The organism is Niabella hirudinis (genome assembly GCF_051201075.1).
In the GTDB taxonomy this organism is placed as follows: Bacteria; Bacteroidota; Bacteroidia; order Chitinophagales; family Chitinophagaceae; genus Niabella; species Niabella hirudinis.
Genome location: NZ_JBPEHJ010000015.1, coordinates 73,136 through 90,340, shown reverse-complemented (window position 1 = coordinate 90,340; position 17,205 = coordinate 73,136). Strand labels below are relative to the sequence as shown.

Annotated in this window: 15 protein-coding genes; 12 read left to right on the top strand and 3 right to left on the bottom strand. The window is 48.0% G+C overall.

Annotation, left to right across the window (positions count from 1 at the left end):
• Positions 1–2 precede the first annotated feature (2 nt).
• From GGU45_RS19915 to GGU45_RS19870, 10 genes are all read left to right on the top strand, one after another.
• On the top strand, positions 3–491 hold the full coding sequence (locus GGU45_RS19915) for a DinB family protein (protein WP_435227763.1): 489 nt from the start codon (positions 3–5) through the stop codon (positions 489–491).
• 43 nt (positions 492–534) lie between these two features.
• Positions 535–2,295, top strand: coding sequence for a biosynthetic-type acetolactate synthase large subunit (ilvB, locus tag GGU45_RS19910; protein WP_435227761.1), 1,761 nt, complete (start codon positions 535–537; stop codon positions 2,293–2,295).
• 347 nt (positions 2,296–2,642) lie between these two features.
• Positions 2,643–3,230, top strand: coding sequence for an acetolactate synthase small subunit (gene ilvN / locus GGU45_RS19905; RefSeq protein ID WP_435227759.1), 588 nt, complete (start codon positions 2,643–2,645; stop codon positions 3,228–3,230).
• Positions 3,231–3,254: 24 nt separating this feature from the next.
• Positions 3,255–3,719: a DinB family protein gene (locus tag GGU45_RS19900; RefSeq protein ID WP_435227758.1), complete on the top strand. Its 465-nt coding sequence runs from the start codon at positions 3,255–3,257 to the stop codon at positions 3,717–3,719.
• Positions 3,720–3,759: 40 nt separating this feature from the next.
• Positions 3,760–5,241: a ketol-acid reductoisomerase gene (ilvC, locus tag GGU45_RS19895; protein ID WP_435227756.1), complete on the top strand. Its 1,482-nt coding sequence runs from the start codon at positions 3,760–3,762 to the stop codon at positions 5,239–5,241.
• A 236-nt stretch (positions 5,242–5,477) separates the two neighbouring features.
• A complete protein-coding gene (locus tag GGU45_RS19890) occupies positions 5,478–6,914 on the top strand; it encodes an ATP-binding cassette domain-containing protein (protein ID WP_435227755.1) in 1,437 nt (478 codons plus the stop codon).
• A gap of 299 nt (positions 6,915–7,213) precedes the next feature.
• Complete coding sequence (locus tag GGU45_RS19885) at positions 7,214–7,861, top strand: hypothetical protein (protein WP_435227754.1); 648 nt, start codon at positions 7,214–7,216, stop codon at positions 7,859–7,861.
• Between the two features lie 86 nt (positions 7,862–7,947).
• On the top strand, positions 7,948–8,763 hold the full coding sequence (locus GGU45_RS19880) for a hypothetical protein (RefSeq protein WP_435227752.1): 816 nt from the start codon (positions 7,948–7,950) through the stop codon (positions 8,761–8,763).
• A gap of 66 nt (positions 8,764–8,829) precedes the next feature.
• Positions 8,830–10,062 carry a threonine ammonia-lyase IlvA gene (ilvA, locus tag GGU45_RS19875; RefSeq protein ID WP_435227750.1) on the top strand — a complete coding sequence of 411 codons (1,233 nt, stop codon included), beginning with the start codon at positions 8,830–8,832 and terminating at the stop codon, positions 10,060–10,062.
• Positions 10,063–10,127: 65 nt separating this feature from the next.
• Positions 10,128–10,619 (top strand): DinB family protein, encoded by a 492-nt coding sequence (locus GGU45_RS19870; protein ID WP_435227748.1) that lies wholly within the window; start codon positions 10,128–10,130, stop codon positions 10,617–10,619.
• Positions 10,620–10,776: 157 nt separating this feature from the next.
• Here GGU45_RS19870 and GGU45_RS19865 read toward each other — a convergent pair whose 3' ends face one another.
• Both GGU45_RS19865 and nhaA read right to left on the bottom strand, forming a co-directional pair.
• Entirely contained in the window at positions 10,777–11,727 is a 951-nt protein-coding gene (locus GGU45_RS19865; RefSeq protein ID WP_435227747.1) for a helix-turn-helix transcriptional regulator, read from the bottom strand.
• Positions 11,728–11,781: 54 nt separating this feature from the next.
• Positions 11,782–12,978, bottom strand: coding sequence for a Na+/H+ antiporter NhaA (gene nhaA / locus GGU45_RS19860; protein WP_435227746.1), 1,197 nt, complete (start codon positions 12,976–12,978; stop codon positions 11,782–11,784).
• Between the two features lie 94 nt (positions 12,979–13,072).
• Between nhaA and GGU45_RS19855 the strand changes: the two genes are divergently transcribed.
• On the top strand, positions 13,073–13,966 hold the full coding sequence (locus GGU45_RS19855; protein ID WP_435227744.1) for a LysR family transcriptional regulator: 894 nt from the start codon (positions 13,073–13,075) through the stop codon (positions 13,964–13,966).
• Here GGU45_RS19855 and GGU45_RS19850 read toward each other — a convergent pair.
• Complete coding sequence (locus GGU45_RS19850) at positions 13,959–15,224, bottom strand: MFS transporter (protein ID WP_435227742.1); 1,266 nt, start codon at positions 15,222–15,224, stop codon at positions 13,959–13,961. The two genes, GGU45_RS19855 and GGU45_RS19850, sit on opposite strands and share 8 nt — an antisense overlap.
• 36 nt (positions 15,225–15,260) lie before the next feature.
• Between GGU45_RS19850 and GGU45_RS19845 the strand changes: the two genes are divergently transcribed.
• Entirely contained in the window at positions 15,261–15,932 is a 672-nt protein-coding gene (locus GGU45_RS19845; protein ID WP_435227741.1) for a DUF1345 domain-containing protein, read from the top strand.
• The last annotated feature ends 1,273 nt before the right edge of the window (positions 15,933–17,205 follow it).

The window sequence follows — 17,205 nt, the reverse complement described above, 5'->3', positions numbered from 1 at the left end:
AAATGGATAAAGCATATTTTACAGAATTGGCCGAGTTTAACCGGGTAAGTACCGGGCAGGTATGCTCCTGGCTGCAACAGATCAGCGATGAGCAATGGCAGCAACCCGTGGTAAGCAGTTTCAACAGCATACAGCATACTGTAATGCACATGATAAACGCTGAAGATGCCTGGTTGCAACGGTTTAAAAAGGAAAATGTGATACGTCTTGATCAGCGTTTTACCGGTACCCGGCAGGAGCTGCTGGAGCTGTGGCAGCAAACATCGCAACAGTTAAGCGATTGGGTAGCCGGTTTCGATGAGGCAAAATTAAAAACCCCGTTCACCTACAGGCGCTTTAACGGGCAGGAATATACATCGCTTTACTACCAGGTAATAGCCCATGTCGTCAACCATGCCACGTACCATCGTGGCCAGTTGGTAACCCTGCTGCGGCAGGTTGGTTTTACCGCGGTACAATCAACCGATCTGATCGGGTTTTACCGGGTATAAATAAAGCGCTTTAAAATATTCGACAACAATCAAAATCACCAATATGGAAACAATCCAGGTAAAAGATAAAGAACAAGAAACAGCAATGGAGACCAATAAAACATTTGAACCCGGCAGCAGCATTACCGGAAGCCAGGCCGTACTGGAAGCCCTGATCGCCGAAGGCGTATCTACTATTTTCGGGTATCCCGGCGGTGCCATCATGCCCATTTATGATGCATTATATGATTATACCAGCAAGCTGGAGCATATCCTGGTACGGCATGAGCAGGGAGGTATTCACGCAGCGCAGGGGTTTGCGCGCACCAGCGGCAAAACGGGTGTTGTATTTGCTACCAGCGGGCCCGGAGCCACCAACCTGGTAACAGGACTTGCCGATGCACAGATCGACTCTACCCCGCTGGTATGCATCACCGGCCAGGTATTTGCCCATTTGCTGGGAACCGATGCTTTTCAGGAAACCGATGTGATCAATGTGACCATGCCGGTAACCAAGTGGAACTACCAGATTACCGATGCCAATGAAATTCCGAATGTGATGGCAAAAGCCTTCCACATCGCCCGTAGTGGCCGACCCGGTCCCGTACTGGTAGACATCACGAAGAATGCCCAGCTGCAGCAGTTTGAATACCCCGGCTACCAGCAATGCCATCACGTGCGTAGCTACCGGCCCAAGCCAATCGTTCGCAAAGAATATATTACTGAAGCCGCAAAGCTGATCAACAGCGCCCAAAAGCCGTTTGTGATCTTTGGCCAGGGAGTGATCCTGGGCGGGGCCGAAGACGAATTCAAAGCTTTTATTGAAAAAGGGAATCTGCCGGCAGCCTGGACCATCCTGGGTGAAAGCGCGCTGCCCACGGATCATCCGCTGGGTGTGGGCATGCTGGGTATGCATGGAAATTATGGCCCCAACGTGCTAACCAATGAATGTGATGTACTGATCGCCGTTGGTATGCGTTTCGATGACCGTGTAACCGGCCGCCTGGATAAATATGCCAAACAGGCCAAGGTCATTCACCTGGATATTGACCCCGCAGAAGTAGATAAAAATGTAAAGACCACGGTACCTGTTTGGGGCGACTGTAAAGAGACCCTGCCCCTGCTTACCGCGCTGATCGAACAAAAAGATAACAGCAGCTGGCTAAGCGAGTTTGCCCGGTATGCTGCAGAAGAAGATAAAGAATGCATTCAGCCGGAAATGCACCCACAGGGCGATGTTATGTCGATGGCCGAAGTAATGAACGCGCTGAATGAACTTACTAACGGGGATGCAGTAATTGTTACGGATGTAGGCCAGCACCAGATGGTAGCCTGCCGGTACGCAAAATTCACCAAAAGCCGGAGCAATGTTACTTCCGGCGGCCTGGGCACCATGGGCTTTGGCCTGCCCGCAGCCATCGGTGCCAAATATGGGGCTCCGGACCGGACCGTTGTCGCCATCATTGGCGATGGTGGTTTTCAAATGACCCTGCAGGAATTGGGAACCATCATGCAGTTTGGCGCTGCCGTAAAAATCCTGATTCTGAACAACGAATTCCTGGGCATGGTACGCCAATGGCAGCAACTCTTTCACGACAAACGATATTCTTTTGTAAACATTACCAGCCCCGACTTTGTAATGCTGGCCAAATCCTACGGCATTGAGGGACAGACTATTGATCAGCGCGCAGCACTGAAGGCCGCTTTGAAAACCATGCTGGATCACGATGGCGCCTATTTGCTGGAAGTTAAGGTGGGTAAAGAAAACAACGTATTTCCCATGGTACCCCAGGGTAGCAGCGTGGCGGAGATCCGGCTGAAATAGTGAACAGGCAATGGTGAACAATGAATGGAGCATCGTAACAAATAATCTTCAGCAGTAAAAGAAGGAATGAACCGTATTAAGGATATACCCGCTCAATATGAAGCTATTGTTTTCAAAACAAAAGCACTGGGTTTTGATATGCCTTCCGATCTGCAAACCGGGAGCCTGTTAAGGACCCTGGAAGCCTCAAAGCCAGGTGGCCGGAGGGGCACGCACAAAAGGAGGCAGCCTTTGTTACAATGCTTGAATCAGGAACAGATCTTGTGCTTACAAAACTGAACTGGTCCACGGGGATTATCATCGCCACAAAAACTTCAAACATCAAACTTTAAACATCAAACATTGAAATGAAACAGCAATATACCATAACCGTTTACGCGGAGGACCAGATTGGGCTGCTGGCCCGCATTACCATCATTTTTTCCCGGCGGAAAATCAATATCGACAGCCTGAACACTTCTTCTTCTGAAATACCCGGCATTCACCGGTTCAATATCGTGATTGACGAAACAGAAGAGGTTGTAAAAAAATTATGCAAGCAGATCGAAAAACAGGTAGAGGTATTAAAAGCCTACTACAACCTGAACAGCGAGATTATCTGGCAGGAACTGGCCTTGTATAAAGTACCTACCAGCCAGGTAACCGAAAAAATGGTGGTAGAACGTGTACTGCGGGAATACGGCGCCCGCGTGGTATCCATCAACAGCGACTACACGGTTTTTGAATGCACGGGGCATCGCGAGGAAACAGACAAGCTGGTAAAACTGTTTGAAGAATACGGGCTGATCGAATTTGTACGCGGCGCGCGGGTAGCCATCATCAAGAGTAGCGAAGGCTTTCATAAAAAGATCAAGGAGTTTGAAGCCCGGGAACCGGGGGAAGAAGTGGTGGAAAATGAGTTTCTGAACGAGCAGGACAAGGTTTTCAGCATGTAAACTATCAATGACAAAATTTGACGTATGTACACATTTAAGATCATCGACAGTATCCGGCAAAAAGCAATCAGCCTTATAAGAGCAAGCTCTCCCGAAGTGCTCAACCAGGTGCCGGCCGGCTTCAACAACAATATTATCTGGAATTTTGGTCACCTCGTGGTAAGTGGCTACAGCCTTGTATTTAAGGCAACGCAGGTAGACCCGGGCTTTATCATTCCCCTTCAGGACAACTACAGAAAAGGAAGCAAACCATCGGCTCCCGCCACACAACAGGAAATCGATGAGCTGATCAGGTTATCCGATGCTTTTACGTTGGCCGTAAAAGAGGCGCTTGACGCCAACCGCTTCCAGGAAATAACCGAATACACTACCGACACCTACGGGGTTCCGGTGACCAGTATTGAAGAAATGCTGATAACCGTAGCGGCCCATGACACCCTGCACTGGCAAGCCATGCGGGACTATGCACGAATGCTGAATGTCAACTAATTTTAATTATTCAATCGTAAATACTAAATATCAAATAACAATGGCAAATTACTTTAACACACTATCCCTGAGAGAGCAGCTCAACCAATTGGGCGTTTGCGAATTCATGAGCAATGATGAGTTCCTGGATGGCGTGGATGCATTAAAAGGAAAAAAAATCGTAATCGTTGGTTGCGGCGCACAAGGTTTGAACCAGGGCTTAAACTTAAGAGATAGCGGTCTTGATGTTTCCTACGCCCTGCGTAAAGAAGCAATAGAAGAAAAAAGAGCCAGCTGGAAAAATGCCACCGACAACAATTTTAATGTAGGCACCTACGAGGAACTGATTCCTACTGCAGACCTTGTAATTAACCTGACTCCGGACAAACAACACACTAATGTGGTAAGCGCTGTTATGCCGCTGATGAAACAAGGCGCCACCCTGTCTTATTCCCATGGCTTCAACATTGTTGAAGAAGGCATGCAGATCCGTAAAGATCTTACCGTAATTATGGTGGCTCCCAAAAGCCCCGGAAGTGAGGTAAGAGCTGAATACCTGCGTGGCTTTGGTGTACCCACACTGATTGCCGTACATCCCGAAAACGATCCTCAGGGCAAGGGCCTGGAGCAGGCAAAAGCATATTGCGTGGGCACCGGCGGTCATCGCGCTGGGGTATTGCGCTCTTCTTTTGTAGCTGAGGTAAAATCCGACCTGATGGGTGAGCAAACCATTCTTTGTGGCCTGCTGCAAACCGGTTCTATTCTTTCTTTTGATAAGATGATCGAAAAAGGAATCGATCCGGGCTATGCTTCCAAATTAGTACAATACGGTGTGGAAGTGATCACGGAGGCCCTGAAACATGGCGGTGTTACCGGTATGATGGACCGTTTAAGCAACCCGGCAAAGATCAAAGCGTTCCGGATTTCAGAAGAGCTGAAAACCATTATGCGCCCCTTGTTCCAGAAGCACCAGGACGATATCATGAGTGGCGAGTTTAGCCGTGTTATGATGGAAGACTGGGCCAATGGCGATGCCAACCTGCTCAAATGGAGGGCCGAAACCGGGGAAACCGCTTTTGAAAAAACACCGGCTGGCGATGTAAAAATCGGTGATCAGGAATACTTTGACAACTATACCCTAATGGTAGCCTTTATTAAATCGGGTGTGGAACTGGCTTTTGAAACCATGGTGGAAGCTGGCATTAAACCCGAATCAGCCTATTATGAATCCTTACACGAAACGCCGCTCATAGCCAATACCATCGCACGCAAGAAATTGTTTGAAATGAACCGCGTGATCTCCGATACCGCCGAGTATGGCTGTTACCTGTTTGACCAGGCATGTAAACCCTTACTGGCCGGGTTCATGAAAACAGTAGATACAGACCTGGTGGGTAAAAACTTTAATGACGGTAAAGACGGTGCGGTAGACAACCAGGAACTGGTAGAAGTAAACGAAGCCCTCCGTTCGCATCCCGTAGAGCTGGTAGGTTCGGTATTGCGTAAAGCAATGACTGCAATGAAGGCGATCAAAACGGCCTAGGGTTCTAGAGGTTCAGCCGGACTTCGAAGGCTTGGCCTGCTGAGACCGGATCCTTCTTTTCATGGGCCCGGCTATGTGCTGCTATCATCCGGGTTGCGTCGCACGCTTGTACGGATGAATACAGATCAGCTCTCACACATTAAAAAATTGCGCGCCTAAGGTGCGCAATTTTTTACCTTCAAAGAACAGGTAAGAACACATTACTAAAACACCATTAAGAACAGCAATCATAAACTATGGCACTACTCAACATACAAAATTTATCCGTAAGCTACGGTGCCAAGACTATTTTGCAGGATATATCCCTTACAGTGACCCAGGGCGAAGGCTGGGCTATCAAAGGCGAAAGCGGCAGCGGAAAAACCACGCTCGGCAGGGCTATTGCAGGAGCCGTAAGCTATTCCGGTGCTATAACCCTCCATTTCAATACCCAAAGCTCCCTGCCCGCAAAAACACTTTTTGTAGAAAGCTGGTACCGCTTCACCAACCTGGAAGGAGACCGGAATTTCTACTACCAGCAGCGATACAATCATCAGCAAAGAAGAGATACCGTTACCATTGCAAGGGAGCTGGAATTATATGGCAGCGAATATGCGCTGGACAACGACCGTTTAAAGGAGCTTATTGCAACGCTGGATTACTCGGGGGTGTTGGACGAGCAGCTTTTTGAAATATCCAGCGGTGAGCATAAAAAGCTACAGTTGATCAAGGCATTGTGGATGCGCCCCCAATTACTCATTATTGACCAGCCTTATACGGGGCTTGATGTAAAATCGCGCGCAAGTCTCAACCTGTTGCTCAACGACTACGCCGGTAATGGCGGCACCCTGCTGCTCATCAGCAATGACACCGAACTACCTGCCTGCATCCGGCAGGTTGCCGTACTGAAAAACGGTAGTCTTTCAACCGGTGACACCTCCTTTATTTTTGAAGAAAAGATCTTGAAGCCGCTTCCGGGTTTCCTGGAAGAACCGCCGGTGTATACTGCTCAAACATTAATCCAGATGAAGGATGTACAGGTCCACTATGACGGCAAACAGGTATTATCAAACATTAATTGGCAGGTAAATGCCGGGGAGCGGTGGCTGCTCCAGGGCCACAACGGGTCGGGAAAATCCACCCTCCTGAGCTTAGTAACCGGCGATCATCCCCAGGCTTATGCCAACGATATCAAACTATTTGGTGTACAACGCGGCGGCGGGGAAAGCATCTGGGATATCAAAAAAAGAATCGGCCTCATTTCCCCCGAGCTGCACTGGTATTTTGATGCCAATGCCACTGTATCCCAAAGTATCGCTTCCGGTTTTTTTGATGCCAATGGCCAGTATCAGCGCCTGCGTTATGTACAGCAGCAGCAATTAAATGAACTGTTGCATTTCCTCGACTTGTACGATGTAAAAGACGAGCTGCTTTCCACGCTCCCGCTTGGCAAACAGCGGCTGGCTTTACTGGGACGCACCATCATTAAAAATCCGCAGCTACTGGTTTTGGACGAGCCCTGCCAGGGACTCGATCAGCAGCAAACGCAATACTTCAACAAGCTGGTAGACGCAATTAGCAGTAACGGCGTCACCATCATTTATGTAGGGCATTTTGAAACACAACTGCCGGCATGCATTAACCATAGGCTCGTACTGCAGAACGGAAAAGCCATACAAAATACAACGATTTAACCTCGCTGCCATAAGCAGGAACCAACCGAACGGATGAAGCCCTCAGCCTATGCATCTATTTAAACAACCAGGAGCATCCGCTCCCCTGGCAATAAAAATGAAGGTTTCATGAAAAACAAAACATCAAAAAACACATTGGTTAAATAACGGAAACCTGGCTGAATGCATGGCGCTGGTAATAAATTTCTTAGCTAAAGAACAACAATAAGTTCATTCATCCTTCATTTGCATACACCATTTTTGGCACAGTCGTTGAATTAAAGACCTCATCACGATCCTAAATTTAAAATTCCGTTTTTATGAAAAGAAATCTCAAAATCTCAGTTGCCGCTCTTTCAATGTTGTTTATCAGCGCAACTCATGCGCAGGTAGGCGTAGGCACTGCTGTAAAGGGCTCAGTAAACGCCTCCGTAAATGCGGCAAAGGCAGCTTCGGCGGCAACCAACGCCGTTGGCAAAGCATCCGCTGCCACTACTGCCGTTGTTCATAAAACCCAGGCGACTGCCACGGGGGCTGTCGATAAAACAAAAGTTGCAGCCAACGCAGCCGTTGACAAAACAGCCTCCGCAGCTGCAGGCACCGTCAACACCGGAAATTCGGTTCAGGTAGCTGCCGGCGCCAATACAAATGGAGATGTGCAAGCAGGCCTTCATGCCAATGAAAATGCAAAGGCCAGGGCCAATGAGCAATCGGCGGTACAGCAGGGAAATGTTTCCGCAGGTGCCGGTGCATCCGGAAATTCCTCAATTAGCGCATCAGGTTCTACCGAAACGACCACCACTGCCAAAGAAGATGCCCGGGCGGGTGCAAATGCTGCCGTTGCAGGTACAAAAAAAGCAGCGGGCTCTGTTAAGTCAGGTGTAAAGAAAGGATCCGGTAAAATAAAAAGCGTTCAGCCTTCAGCATCCGCTGGTGTAAAGGCCTCCGGTAATGCAAAAGCAAAATAATCCGGTTCTGAATGTATGCTATCGATTGCCCTCCCTTCAACAGGAGGGCAATCTCATTACTCATTGTACAAACTGCAAACCGTTCTATGAAACGAAAACTGAGGTATCTCCTTTCTGGTATCCTGCTGATACCTGTAACCTGCTTTAGCCAAAAAGACAGCGCCGGTAAAAGTGAATTCGGGGTTGGTGTTAATTTCCAGACAAGACTCCACTATTTCGGAAGAACGGACAGTCTGCAAAGCAGCGCGCTCTTACCCAATATCGGCTACCAGCTCAAAAACGGGTTATATGTACAGGGGAATTTTATCTTCACTCAAAATAAAGCCGCGGCCACTTCCTATGCCGGAACTACCCTGGAAGGCGGTTTCCGGTTTAAGCCCACGAAACATTTCAGTGGTAATATTTTTTATATGCAGGTGTTGTATAAAGATAACAGTACCCTGCCTCAATCTGCATTAAAAGGCCAGGCCGGTGCAAATGCAGCCATTACGACCCCCGTAATCACCATCAATGCCGGCGGCGACCTGAAATTCTCCAAAGATCAAACAGATATTGGAGCTACACTGGGAGTGGATCATATTTTTATTCTTCACAAAGCCAACAGCCGTATTGCATTTGCCATTGACCCCTCCTGTTACCTGTATGCAGGAACACAACGGTTTACAAAGAGCTATATCGAACGTACCAAATTCCTGGGCATACCGGTGGGCCAGAAAGAAAACACCCAATCCTTCGATCGTTTTAATGTTTTGGCATACGAAGCCTCTGTGCCCCTTGTGGCCGTAGCCGGGAAATTTTTTGCAACCGCCATCCCCTCTTATGTAATACCACAAAACCTGCTGGAAGGAGAAACCGGAAAAAACCTTTTCTATCTTACCCTTGGTATCGGCGTTAAACTATAACCCGGTTCCACATAATAAATCTGCAGGTGGCAGCTTTAAAATGTAGATTCCTTTTTACCTTTGGACATGCAGATTGAATTTGAAAAAGCTACAGAACGGTTAAAAGATGTGGTTACAAAAACGCCGTTACAATACAACCAAAATCTCTCCAAACAATACCAATGCAATGTTTACCTGAAGCGGGAGGATCTTCAGGTGGTACGCTCCTATAAACTCCGGGGCGCCTTTAACATGATGCAATCCCTGAGCCCCGGGGAACTGAAAAAAGGGGTGGTTTGCGCCAGCGCCGGCAATCATGCGCAGGGCGTTGCTTACAGCTGCAACCGCCTGAATGTAAAAGGGGTAATCTTTATGCCCACCATTACTCCGAACCAGAAGATCGAGCAAACAAAGATGTTTGGCGAAGCCAATATCGAAATCATCCTTACAGGGGATACTTTTGATGACTGTGCGGCAGCTGCAAAGATTTATACAGAAGAAAACGGGATGATCTTTATACCGCCGTTCGATCACGAACGCATCATCGAAGGTCAGGGCACTGTTGGCGTTGAGATTTGGGAGGATCTGAAAAAGATCGATCACATCATCATACCCAATGGCGGCGGCGGACTTTGCGCCGGGGTAAGCACTTACATTAAATCGGTAAGCTCCCATATAAAAATTACCGGGGTTGAACCCGAGGGAGCTCCATCTATGACCTTGGCCCTGAAAGGCGGCGGGCCGGTGGAGCTGAAATCCATTGACCGTTTTGTAGATGGCGCTGCCGTAAAAAAAGTAGGCCAGCTCACCTATGAACTCTGCAAGGCACACCTGGATGAAATACGCCTGGTACCGGAAGGAAAGATCTGCAGCACTATTTTGCAATTGTATAATAAGGACGCCATTGTTGTAGAACCTGCCGGTGCGCTGTCCATTGCTGCTCTGGAATTTATGCGGGAGGAAATAAAGGGAAAGAATGTAGTGTGCATCGTAAGCGGCAGCAACAACGATATCGACCGGATGCAGGAAATAAAAGAGCGCAGCCTGCAATATGAAGGTTTAAAACACTATTTCCTTGTCAACTTTGCCCAACGGCCGGGTGCTTTAAAGGAATTCGTAAACGATGTACTGGGCCCTAATGATGACATTACCCGCTTTGAGTACATGCAAAAGACCAATAAAGAAAGCGGTCCTGCACTGATTGGCATTGAGCTCAAGAACCGGGAAGACTATCGGCCCCTGATCCGGAATCTTGAAAAAATGCAGATCGAATTTACAGAACTGAACAAGGACAATACCTTATTTAGCTACCTGGTATAAAAAAATCCTGCTGACAATAGGCTGTCACTGCCCTGTTTTAGCTTTGACCTATAAAACATAATAATATGATGACAACAACAGCAATCCAGCATGACAGCATTATTGGCAAAGAACAACTTTTAAAACATTGGCAAGGCCACCGCGCCCTGACCCGCAGGGTTATTGAGGCCTTCCCGGAAAAAGAACTGTTTGAATTCTCCGTTGCAGGCATGCGTCCGTTCTCAGACCTGGCCATTGAGCTGCTATCGATCGGCGGGCCAGCGTTAAAAGCCATCGTTGACCGGGCTGCTACACCTTACAGCGAAGAGGGCATTACCCCCAAAACCAAAGCGGAACTCCTGAAATTATGGGATGCCGAAACAGAAACGATCAACAACTATTTTGGCCGGATTCCGCATGAAGATTTTTCGGAAACCTTTAACCTCTTTGGCCAGTATGCGTTTCCGATATATCAAAACATCCTCTACTTTGTGGATAACGAAATCCATCATCGCGGGCAGGGTTATGTATACCTGAGGGCCCTGGGTATTCAGCCTCCGTTCTTCTGGGAGCGTTAACTTTTAGATGCCACTGAGACGCTGAAACACAGATTTTTGAGGATCTTTCCCGCAAAGACCTTTAACGCCAGAGCGGCGTTCCGGATTTAGTTCAGAAACCTAAAGCCTTCAGTGTTTCAGCCCCTCAGTGGCATTTGACTATAACTTCCCCGTAGTCTTATTTGTCTTCCAGGTTTTCCAGTTGTTTTTGCACAATCTGCCGCACGCATTGCCGCAGCGACTCCGGCTCCAGGATCCTGGCATGATCGCCAAAACCCAGGAACCAGCGTGCAAAGTCACTTTCGGGATAACGGCTCATGAATGTCATTTCAATTCCGTCCTCGGTCGCCTTCTCTTCGGTAAATCCCTGATGATGCCGGTTCCATTGAAGGTGCCCGGCTGCCTTAGGCGCAACGATGATCCGCACTTTTGTGCGGGGAACCTCCTGCTGTGGCCCGAGGAAGGTTTTAAGCTCAGGATGTTCCTTTGTAAACGGATCCTCGGTTTTCCGGATACCATGGATCCGGTCTGTGCGAAAACGGCGGTAATCTTTTCTCAGGTGGCAATAGGCCATCAGGTACCAGAACGCATTTTCATGAAAAACGCCAACGGGTTCTATCATCCTTAACTCCGGATCGCTGGATTCGAGTTTTTTATAGCTTACCTCCACCTGCTCTTTCCGTGCAAGGCTATCAAACAGCACCGACATGGCCTCGGGTACTTTTTCATTAAAAATGCTTCGCCCCTGCCGCACCAGCACCTGTTCTTCTATGGATGATATCCAGTCCTTATCGGCCATCCGCAATACCGCTTTCATCTTGGCGATGGCCGAAGCAAAATGATCGCCCAGTCGTTTGTCGATAAACTTCTGCATCAGCTTTTCCGCCGCTACAAAACTGGAGGCCTCCTCCCTGGTAAACATTACCGGGGGCAGCCGGTAGCCCTCCACCAGCTCATACCCAACACCGGCCTCGCTGGAAATAGGCACACCCGCGGTTTGCAGGCTGCGTATATCCCTGTAAATAGTGCGCAGGCTTACCTGGAACCTTTCTGCAAGGTCCTGGGCCTTCACAATGCGCCGCGACTGCAACTGTATGAGGATAGCCACAATCCGGTCAAATTTATTCATGTTTCCATCAGACATGCAATACCTCCTGTCATCTGATTAAAAAGCTGCTCAAAATTAATGCAATGGCCTTTTATCCACCCGGGTACCCTTGCGGTGGATGGTTAGCAAGGTAATGCAGCCCAACAAGGCCGCAAGAACGGATGCCACAAGGATGGCCAGTTTTGCTGCCGCTATCGTCTGCGGGTTATCAAAAGAAAGCAGGCTGATGAATATCGACATCGTAAACCCGATACCCGCCAGCAATCCCAACCCGATCATATGCCGCCAGCCCGCCGCCCGGGGCAATTTGCCGATCCCCAGTTTAACCCCCAGCCAGGTAGAAAAAAAGATACCGATACTCTTTCCTGCAATAAGGCCAATAATAATACCCAGCCCCAATGGTTCTGCCAGTCCTTTAAGCAGGGAGGGTTCAAATTTTATATTGGTATTGGCCAGTGCAAAAAGTGGTATGATAAAAAAATTGACCGGCTTTGCCAGGGCGTTCTCCAGTTTTTCGAGCGGCGATTGGGTGGCATCCGGCGTGGTGGGCAGGGTCATGGCCACCAGCACTCCGGCAATGGTGGCGTGTATTCCCGAGTGATGAATAAAGTACCATACAAAAAGGCCCGGCACCAGGTACCACCAAAGCCCCTTCAGCTTCAGGCGGTTAAAAATAATCAGCAAGATCATTACCGCACAGGCATATAAAAGATAGTGGACATGGATTTCTGATGAATAAAACAGCGCAATCACCAGTATGGCGATCAAATCATCCACAATGGCCAGCGCGGCCAGGAATATCTTCAGGCTACCAGGTACTTTTTTGCCAAGCAGGGTAATGGCAGCCAGGGCAAATGCGATATCCGTGGCCATCGGAATGCCCCAGCCCGCAGCAGTGACAGTTCCCCTGTTTAATACTACAAAAATTACCGCCGGTAATATGGCCCCGCCAAAAGCGGCAATCACCGGCAGCAGGGCCTTTTGGGGCGACGAAAGTTCTCCCTCCACCATCTCACGTTTGATCTCAAGCCCAACCAATAGAAAGAAGACGGCCATCAGGCCATCATTGATCCAATTAAGGATGGAAAACCGCAGGTTGATATGATCATTTTCCCAGCCCACAGCCGTCTGCAGCCAGCCTTCAAATGAACGACCGGCCGATAGATTGGCGATGATCAGCGAAGCCAGCACGCACCCCATCAATATGAGCCCGCCAATGGAATTAGCGCTAACATATTTTTTAAAGTTGTCTAAATTGATCCGTTTCAGCATAGCTCCTAAAATTACGGCTAAAAATTTTGGCAAATCAAAAATAACGTTGAATTTTGTTGAAATCGTCAAGATAAAAAAGGTATAACCTGCAGCTATGTTTGATTTCAGATTACAGGTATTTCATGCAGTAGCAAGGCGACTGAATTTTACCAGAGCCGCAGAGGAATTGTTTATTTCTCAGCCAGCAGCAACCAAACATGTACAGGAGATCGAACAGCATTTTAAAACCAAATTATTTGACCGGAATGGTTCAAAGATTGCCTTAACGGAAGCAGGAAAAGTGCTGCTGCGTTATACAGAAGAGTTGTTCAGTATTTACCGTAAAATAGAATTCGAGATCCATTCTTTTGCCGAGCAACACAAGGGAACGCTGAGGATTGGAGCCAGCACCACCATTGCAGAATACCTGCTGCCTCCAGCCCTGGCTGCGTTCAAAAGCCGGTACAGGGACCTGTCCATTATCCTTTCGGGCGGTAACACGGAGCATATTGAGCAGCTGCTTCAAAAGAATGAAATCGACTTTGGCATGATTGAGGGACGTCCTAAAAACAGCCTGTTCAAGTACACTCCATTTACGAAGGACGAAATCGTATTGGTAGCCGCCTGGAAAAACCCCATTGCAAAAAAGCAGAAAATAACGTTACAAGAGCTTCAGGCGCTGCCCATCGTGCTGCGGGAGCCGGGTTCGGGCACCCTGGAGATCATCACCAAACACCTGAAGTCAAAAGGTATCCGGCTTTCGCAGCTCAACCGGGAAATACAGCTCGAAAGTTCGGAAAGTATCAAGTCCTATATCGCCAATTCAACGGCAGTGTCCTTCCTTTCCATCCATACAATACTAAAAGAGCTGAACAGCAATGAGCTGGCCATCATCGATGTGCAGGGCCTGGAAATTGAACGGCAATTCCAGTTTATACAATTGCATAGCGGCGCTGCAAGCATTGCCCCCCTTTTTATGAATTTTATCCGGCACTATAATTTTAAGTAGGGTCAGTTTTTGGCGGCATCATCCACCGCACACAAAAATAAAGTGCAAAAGCCACCACCAGCAGTATCAGGCCGGTAGCGGTCCACAACACATTAAATCCAAAGTCGCTTGCCACGCGGGTTCCAAGATAAGGAGTAATAATAAAAGAGATGGCAACGGCCATTCCGTTTAATCCCATATAGGCGCCCCTGTTTTCCTTTCCGGAACGCATAGCGGTTATCGCCGACATAAATGGAAGCACCAGGATCTCTGCCAGGCTCAGCACGGTAATGGATAACAAAAGCGTCCCAATCCTATGATCCAGGATTAACATAGAATAGGATAAGGCCGTACCCAATGCTCCAAATAAAAGCGTAGCAGCAGGCGTTAGCTTTCTTTCTGCGAAGTTCACCAGCAACATTTCCATCACAACGATCACAAAACCACTGTATCCAAGTATATAGCCGATCATAGTCTGATCCAGGCCAGCCACATCCCGGTAAAACAGCGGCAGCGTGTTAAAGAACTGGAAAAAGCATACGGAAAAAATGCCGCAAAAAACAGAATAGATAACAAAGGGCAGATCCCGGTATGCAGAAGCCCCTTTGAGCGTACCCGTCCCTTTTACTTCCTTTTGCTGCGGTCTGGAAATACGGTGAAACGGCATAGACCGCTTCTTAAAAAAGCGAACATACACCACCCCGGCAGCCAGGGCCCCCAGCGCATTCACCGCAAATAAAAAGTTATAAGATATGGCTGCCAGGATCCCGCCCAGGGCCGGCCCAATGGAAAATCCCAGGTTGATGGCCATACGGTTTAAAGAAAACGCACGGGTCAGGTTTTCCGGGGTTGCATACCGGGTAATCGCTACCGAATTGGCCGGTCTGAAGGATTCGCTGATAACACTTTGAATAAAGATAATGGCCGCTAATTCGTAAACCGTAGTAAAGAAGGGGATGATGGCGAACATCGGAGCGCTCAAAAACAAGCTAAAGCGCTGCACCTTAAATTCCCCGATTCGATCGGTGATGAAGCCGCCCAGCCAGGACCCCACAACGGAGCCGATCCCAAAAAAACTAAGTACCAGACCGGATTCTTTTAAACTAAAATGCAAATGATCCGTCATGTAAACGCCAAGGAAAGGCAATACCATCGATCCGGCCCGGTTGATCAGCATGACCACAGCCAGCATCCAGGCCTCTTTTGACAGACCTTTAAATGAGTTGATATAAATACGCAGTATTCCCATAGAAACCGAAAAAGCCTGCGAAGTTACCACATTATCCAGTAAATTTGGTAAACCAGGAATAGTAGTATGCAGAACCTGCACTCCTTTAAACCCGGGTTCGCGCATAAACTGCGCGCCATCGACCGGGTATATCTATCGCTGATTGCGGGCGGAGCCGGCTGTTTGGGATTAAGCGTTACCGGCATCCCGCTTCTTTTAAACTTACTCGGCAGCTGGTTTATTTTTTGCGTTTGTTACCTGTTGTTTTGCTGGTATGTGATCTATACCACGCCGCTGGCCTATATTATAAAAAAGGCAGCAGTGGAAGATGGGAGCAGAGTTTTTGTCTTTATTTTTATCCTGCTGGCCTGCTTTGCCTGTTTGAGCGCCGTGCTGAGCATCGTGATCAACATCGGTCAAAACAATATCAGCGATCATTTATGGCTTCCTGTTTCTATCGCAGCTATGACGGCCTCCTGGCTGCTGGTGCATACCCTTTATATCTTTCACTATGCGCATCTCTATTACCAGAATAGCCCTGCCGGCGATGGGCTGCATTTTCCCGGAAACGAGAAACCCGATTACAAGGATTTTGCCTATTATGCGTTATGCATGGGCTGTACCTTCCAGGTTTCAGATGTAGATACCACTTCCAAAAGGCTGCGGATGGTAACGATGTATCACGGGCTTATTTCCTTTGCGCTGAATACCTTTTTAGTGGCACTTACTATTAATATCATTTCCGGGCTGATACATTAGGTGTGATGAGATGAGCCTTTCGCTTTTCAATTTCGTTTCCTTAGTATACGGAGGTCCAATATATGCTCACACCCGATACATCGCATATCCATCAAGTTAATTTTGCCCCCGGGAGCTGCGGCGCAGCGCTGATCCTGTTAGTAAACAACAATACGGGTAATCGGGAAATAAAGGTGCAGCGCACCGGTAATTAGGGCCTGCTGTTTAACCGGTATTCAAGCAAATTAGACGGTAAGACAATAAGTTTTGGTCGTTGAGGAACGAAGATGATGCAAGCAAAATGCAGCCAACCCTGCAAAACCCTTGCAATTAATTTTCTTGTAGCCTTTTTGTTTGCCCAAAAATCCCGATCGCCATCGGGACAAAAAGGGCCCCGACTCTAATCGGGAGGTTATCCCGCTCCGCGGGAATTCCGGAGGGGTGCTTCTATCGGTTTTAGTACAAAGTGGTAGGTCCGCCACTGCGGACACTCAGCTTTAGTATTTCTATACTTTAATCGATGTAACCTTCACCGTTTGTGGCAGCGATAACCCTGATTATGCTAAAGGAGTGGCTACATCCTCGGAGGGGTGTCCGCCGCACAGCGAAAGATAAAATCAAGTGGAATGGCGGTTATGACGCCGATGAGAGTCCTCAAAAAGCAGCTGCAGGAAGGCTGTCATAACCAAGCCTGAAACGCAGAGTTTATCGGTTCCGCCCTCCCGTAAATATTCAGTCGTACCCGATCACAATAGGGCGGAATTTGCCTTGTGGCGGGCTAGATTTTTATTCGCTGATTTATTATTTTTTTATTGGACCTTATGAGCTCCCTTCGGTCGGTTGCTCCACTTTTCATTCCCGATTGATCCTGTCGTGTGGACACATCTCTTGAAAATGATTCAAATAATTTGATACATCTTCAGGATTCAGGTCGTAACGAATCGCCCGTACCGTATCCATCCTGAACGTGCCCGAAGGGTATAATGTGCATAGCCCCTGGCTGCGCCAGGGGTAACAGATGCGTAGCAGGCACGGCCCCAACGGGGTCGTAGGTTTAATGTTTCGGGTCATATAAGACAGTGCTTACAATAAATATTTTTCGTCAAATTTGACACCATTCTCAATTAGCAACCGCTTATATTCATCGTAAAATGGCTCATTTTTATGATGCACCTTTGGTTTTTGACATAATTGATGATGATATCATGGGTTATAAAATATTGTTCTGTCCGCTCTGATTTACATTTAATTTTCGAAGATCCAATCTGGGTTCATCACATTCGACCCCTCCGGG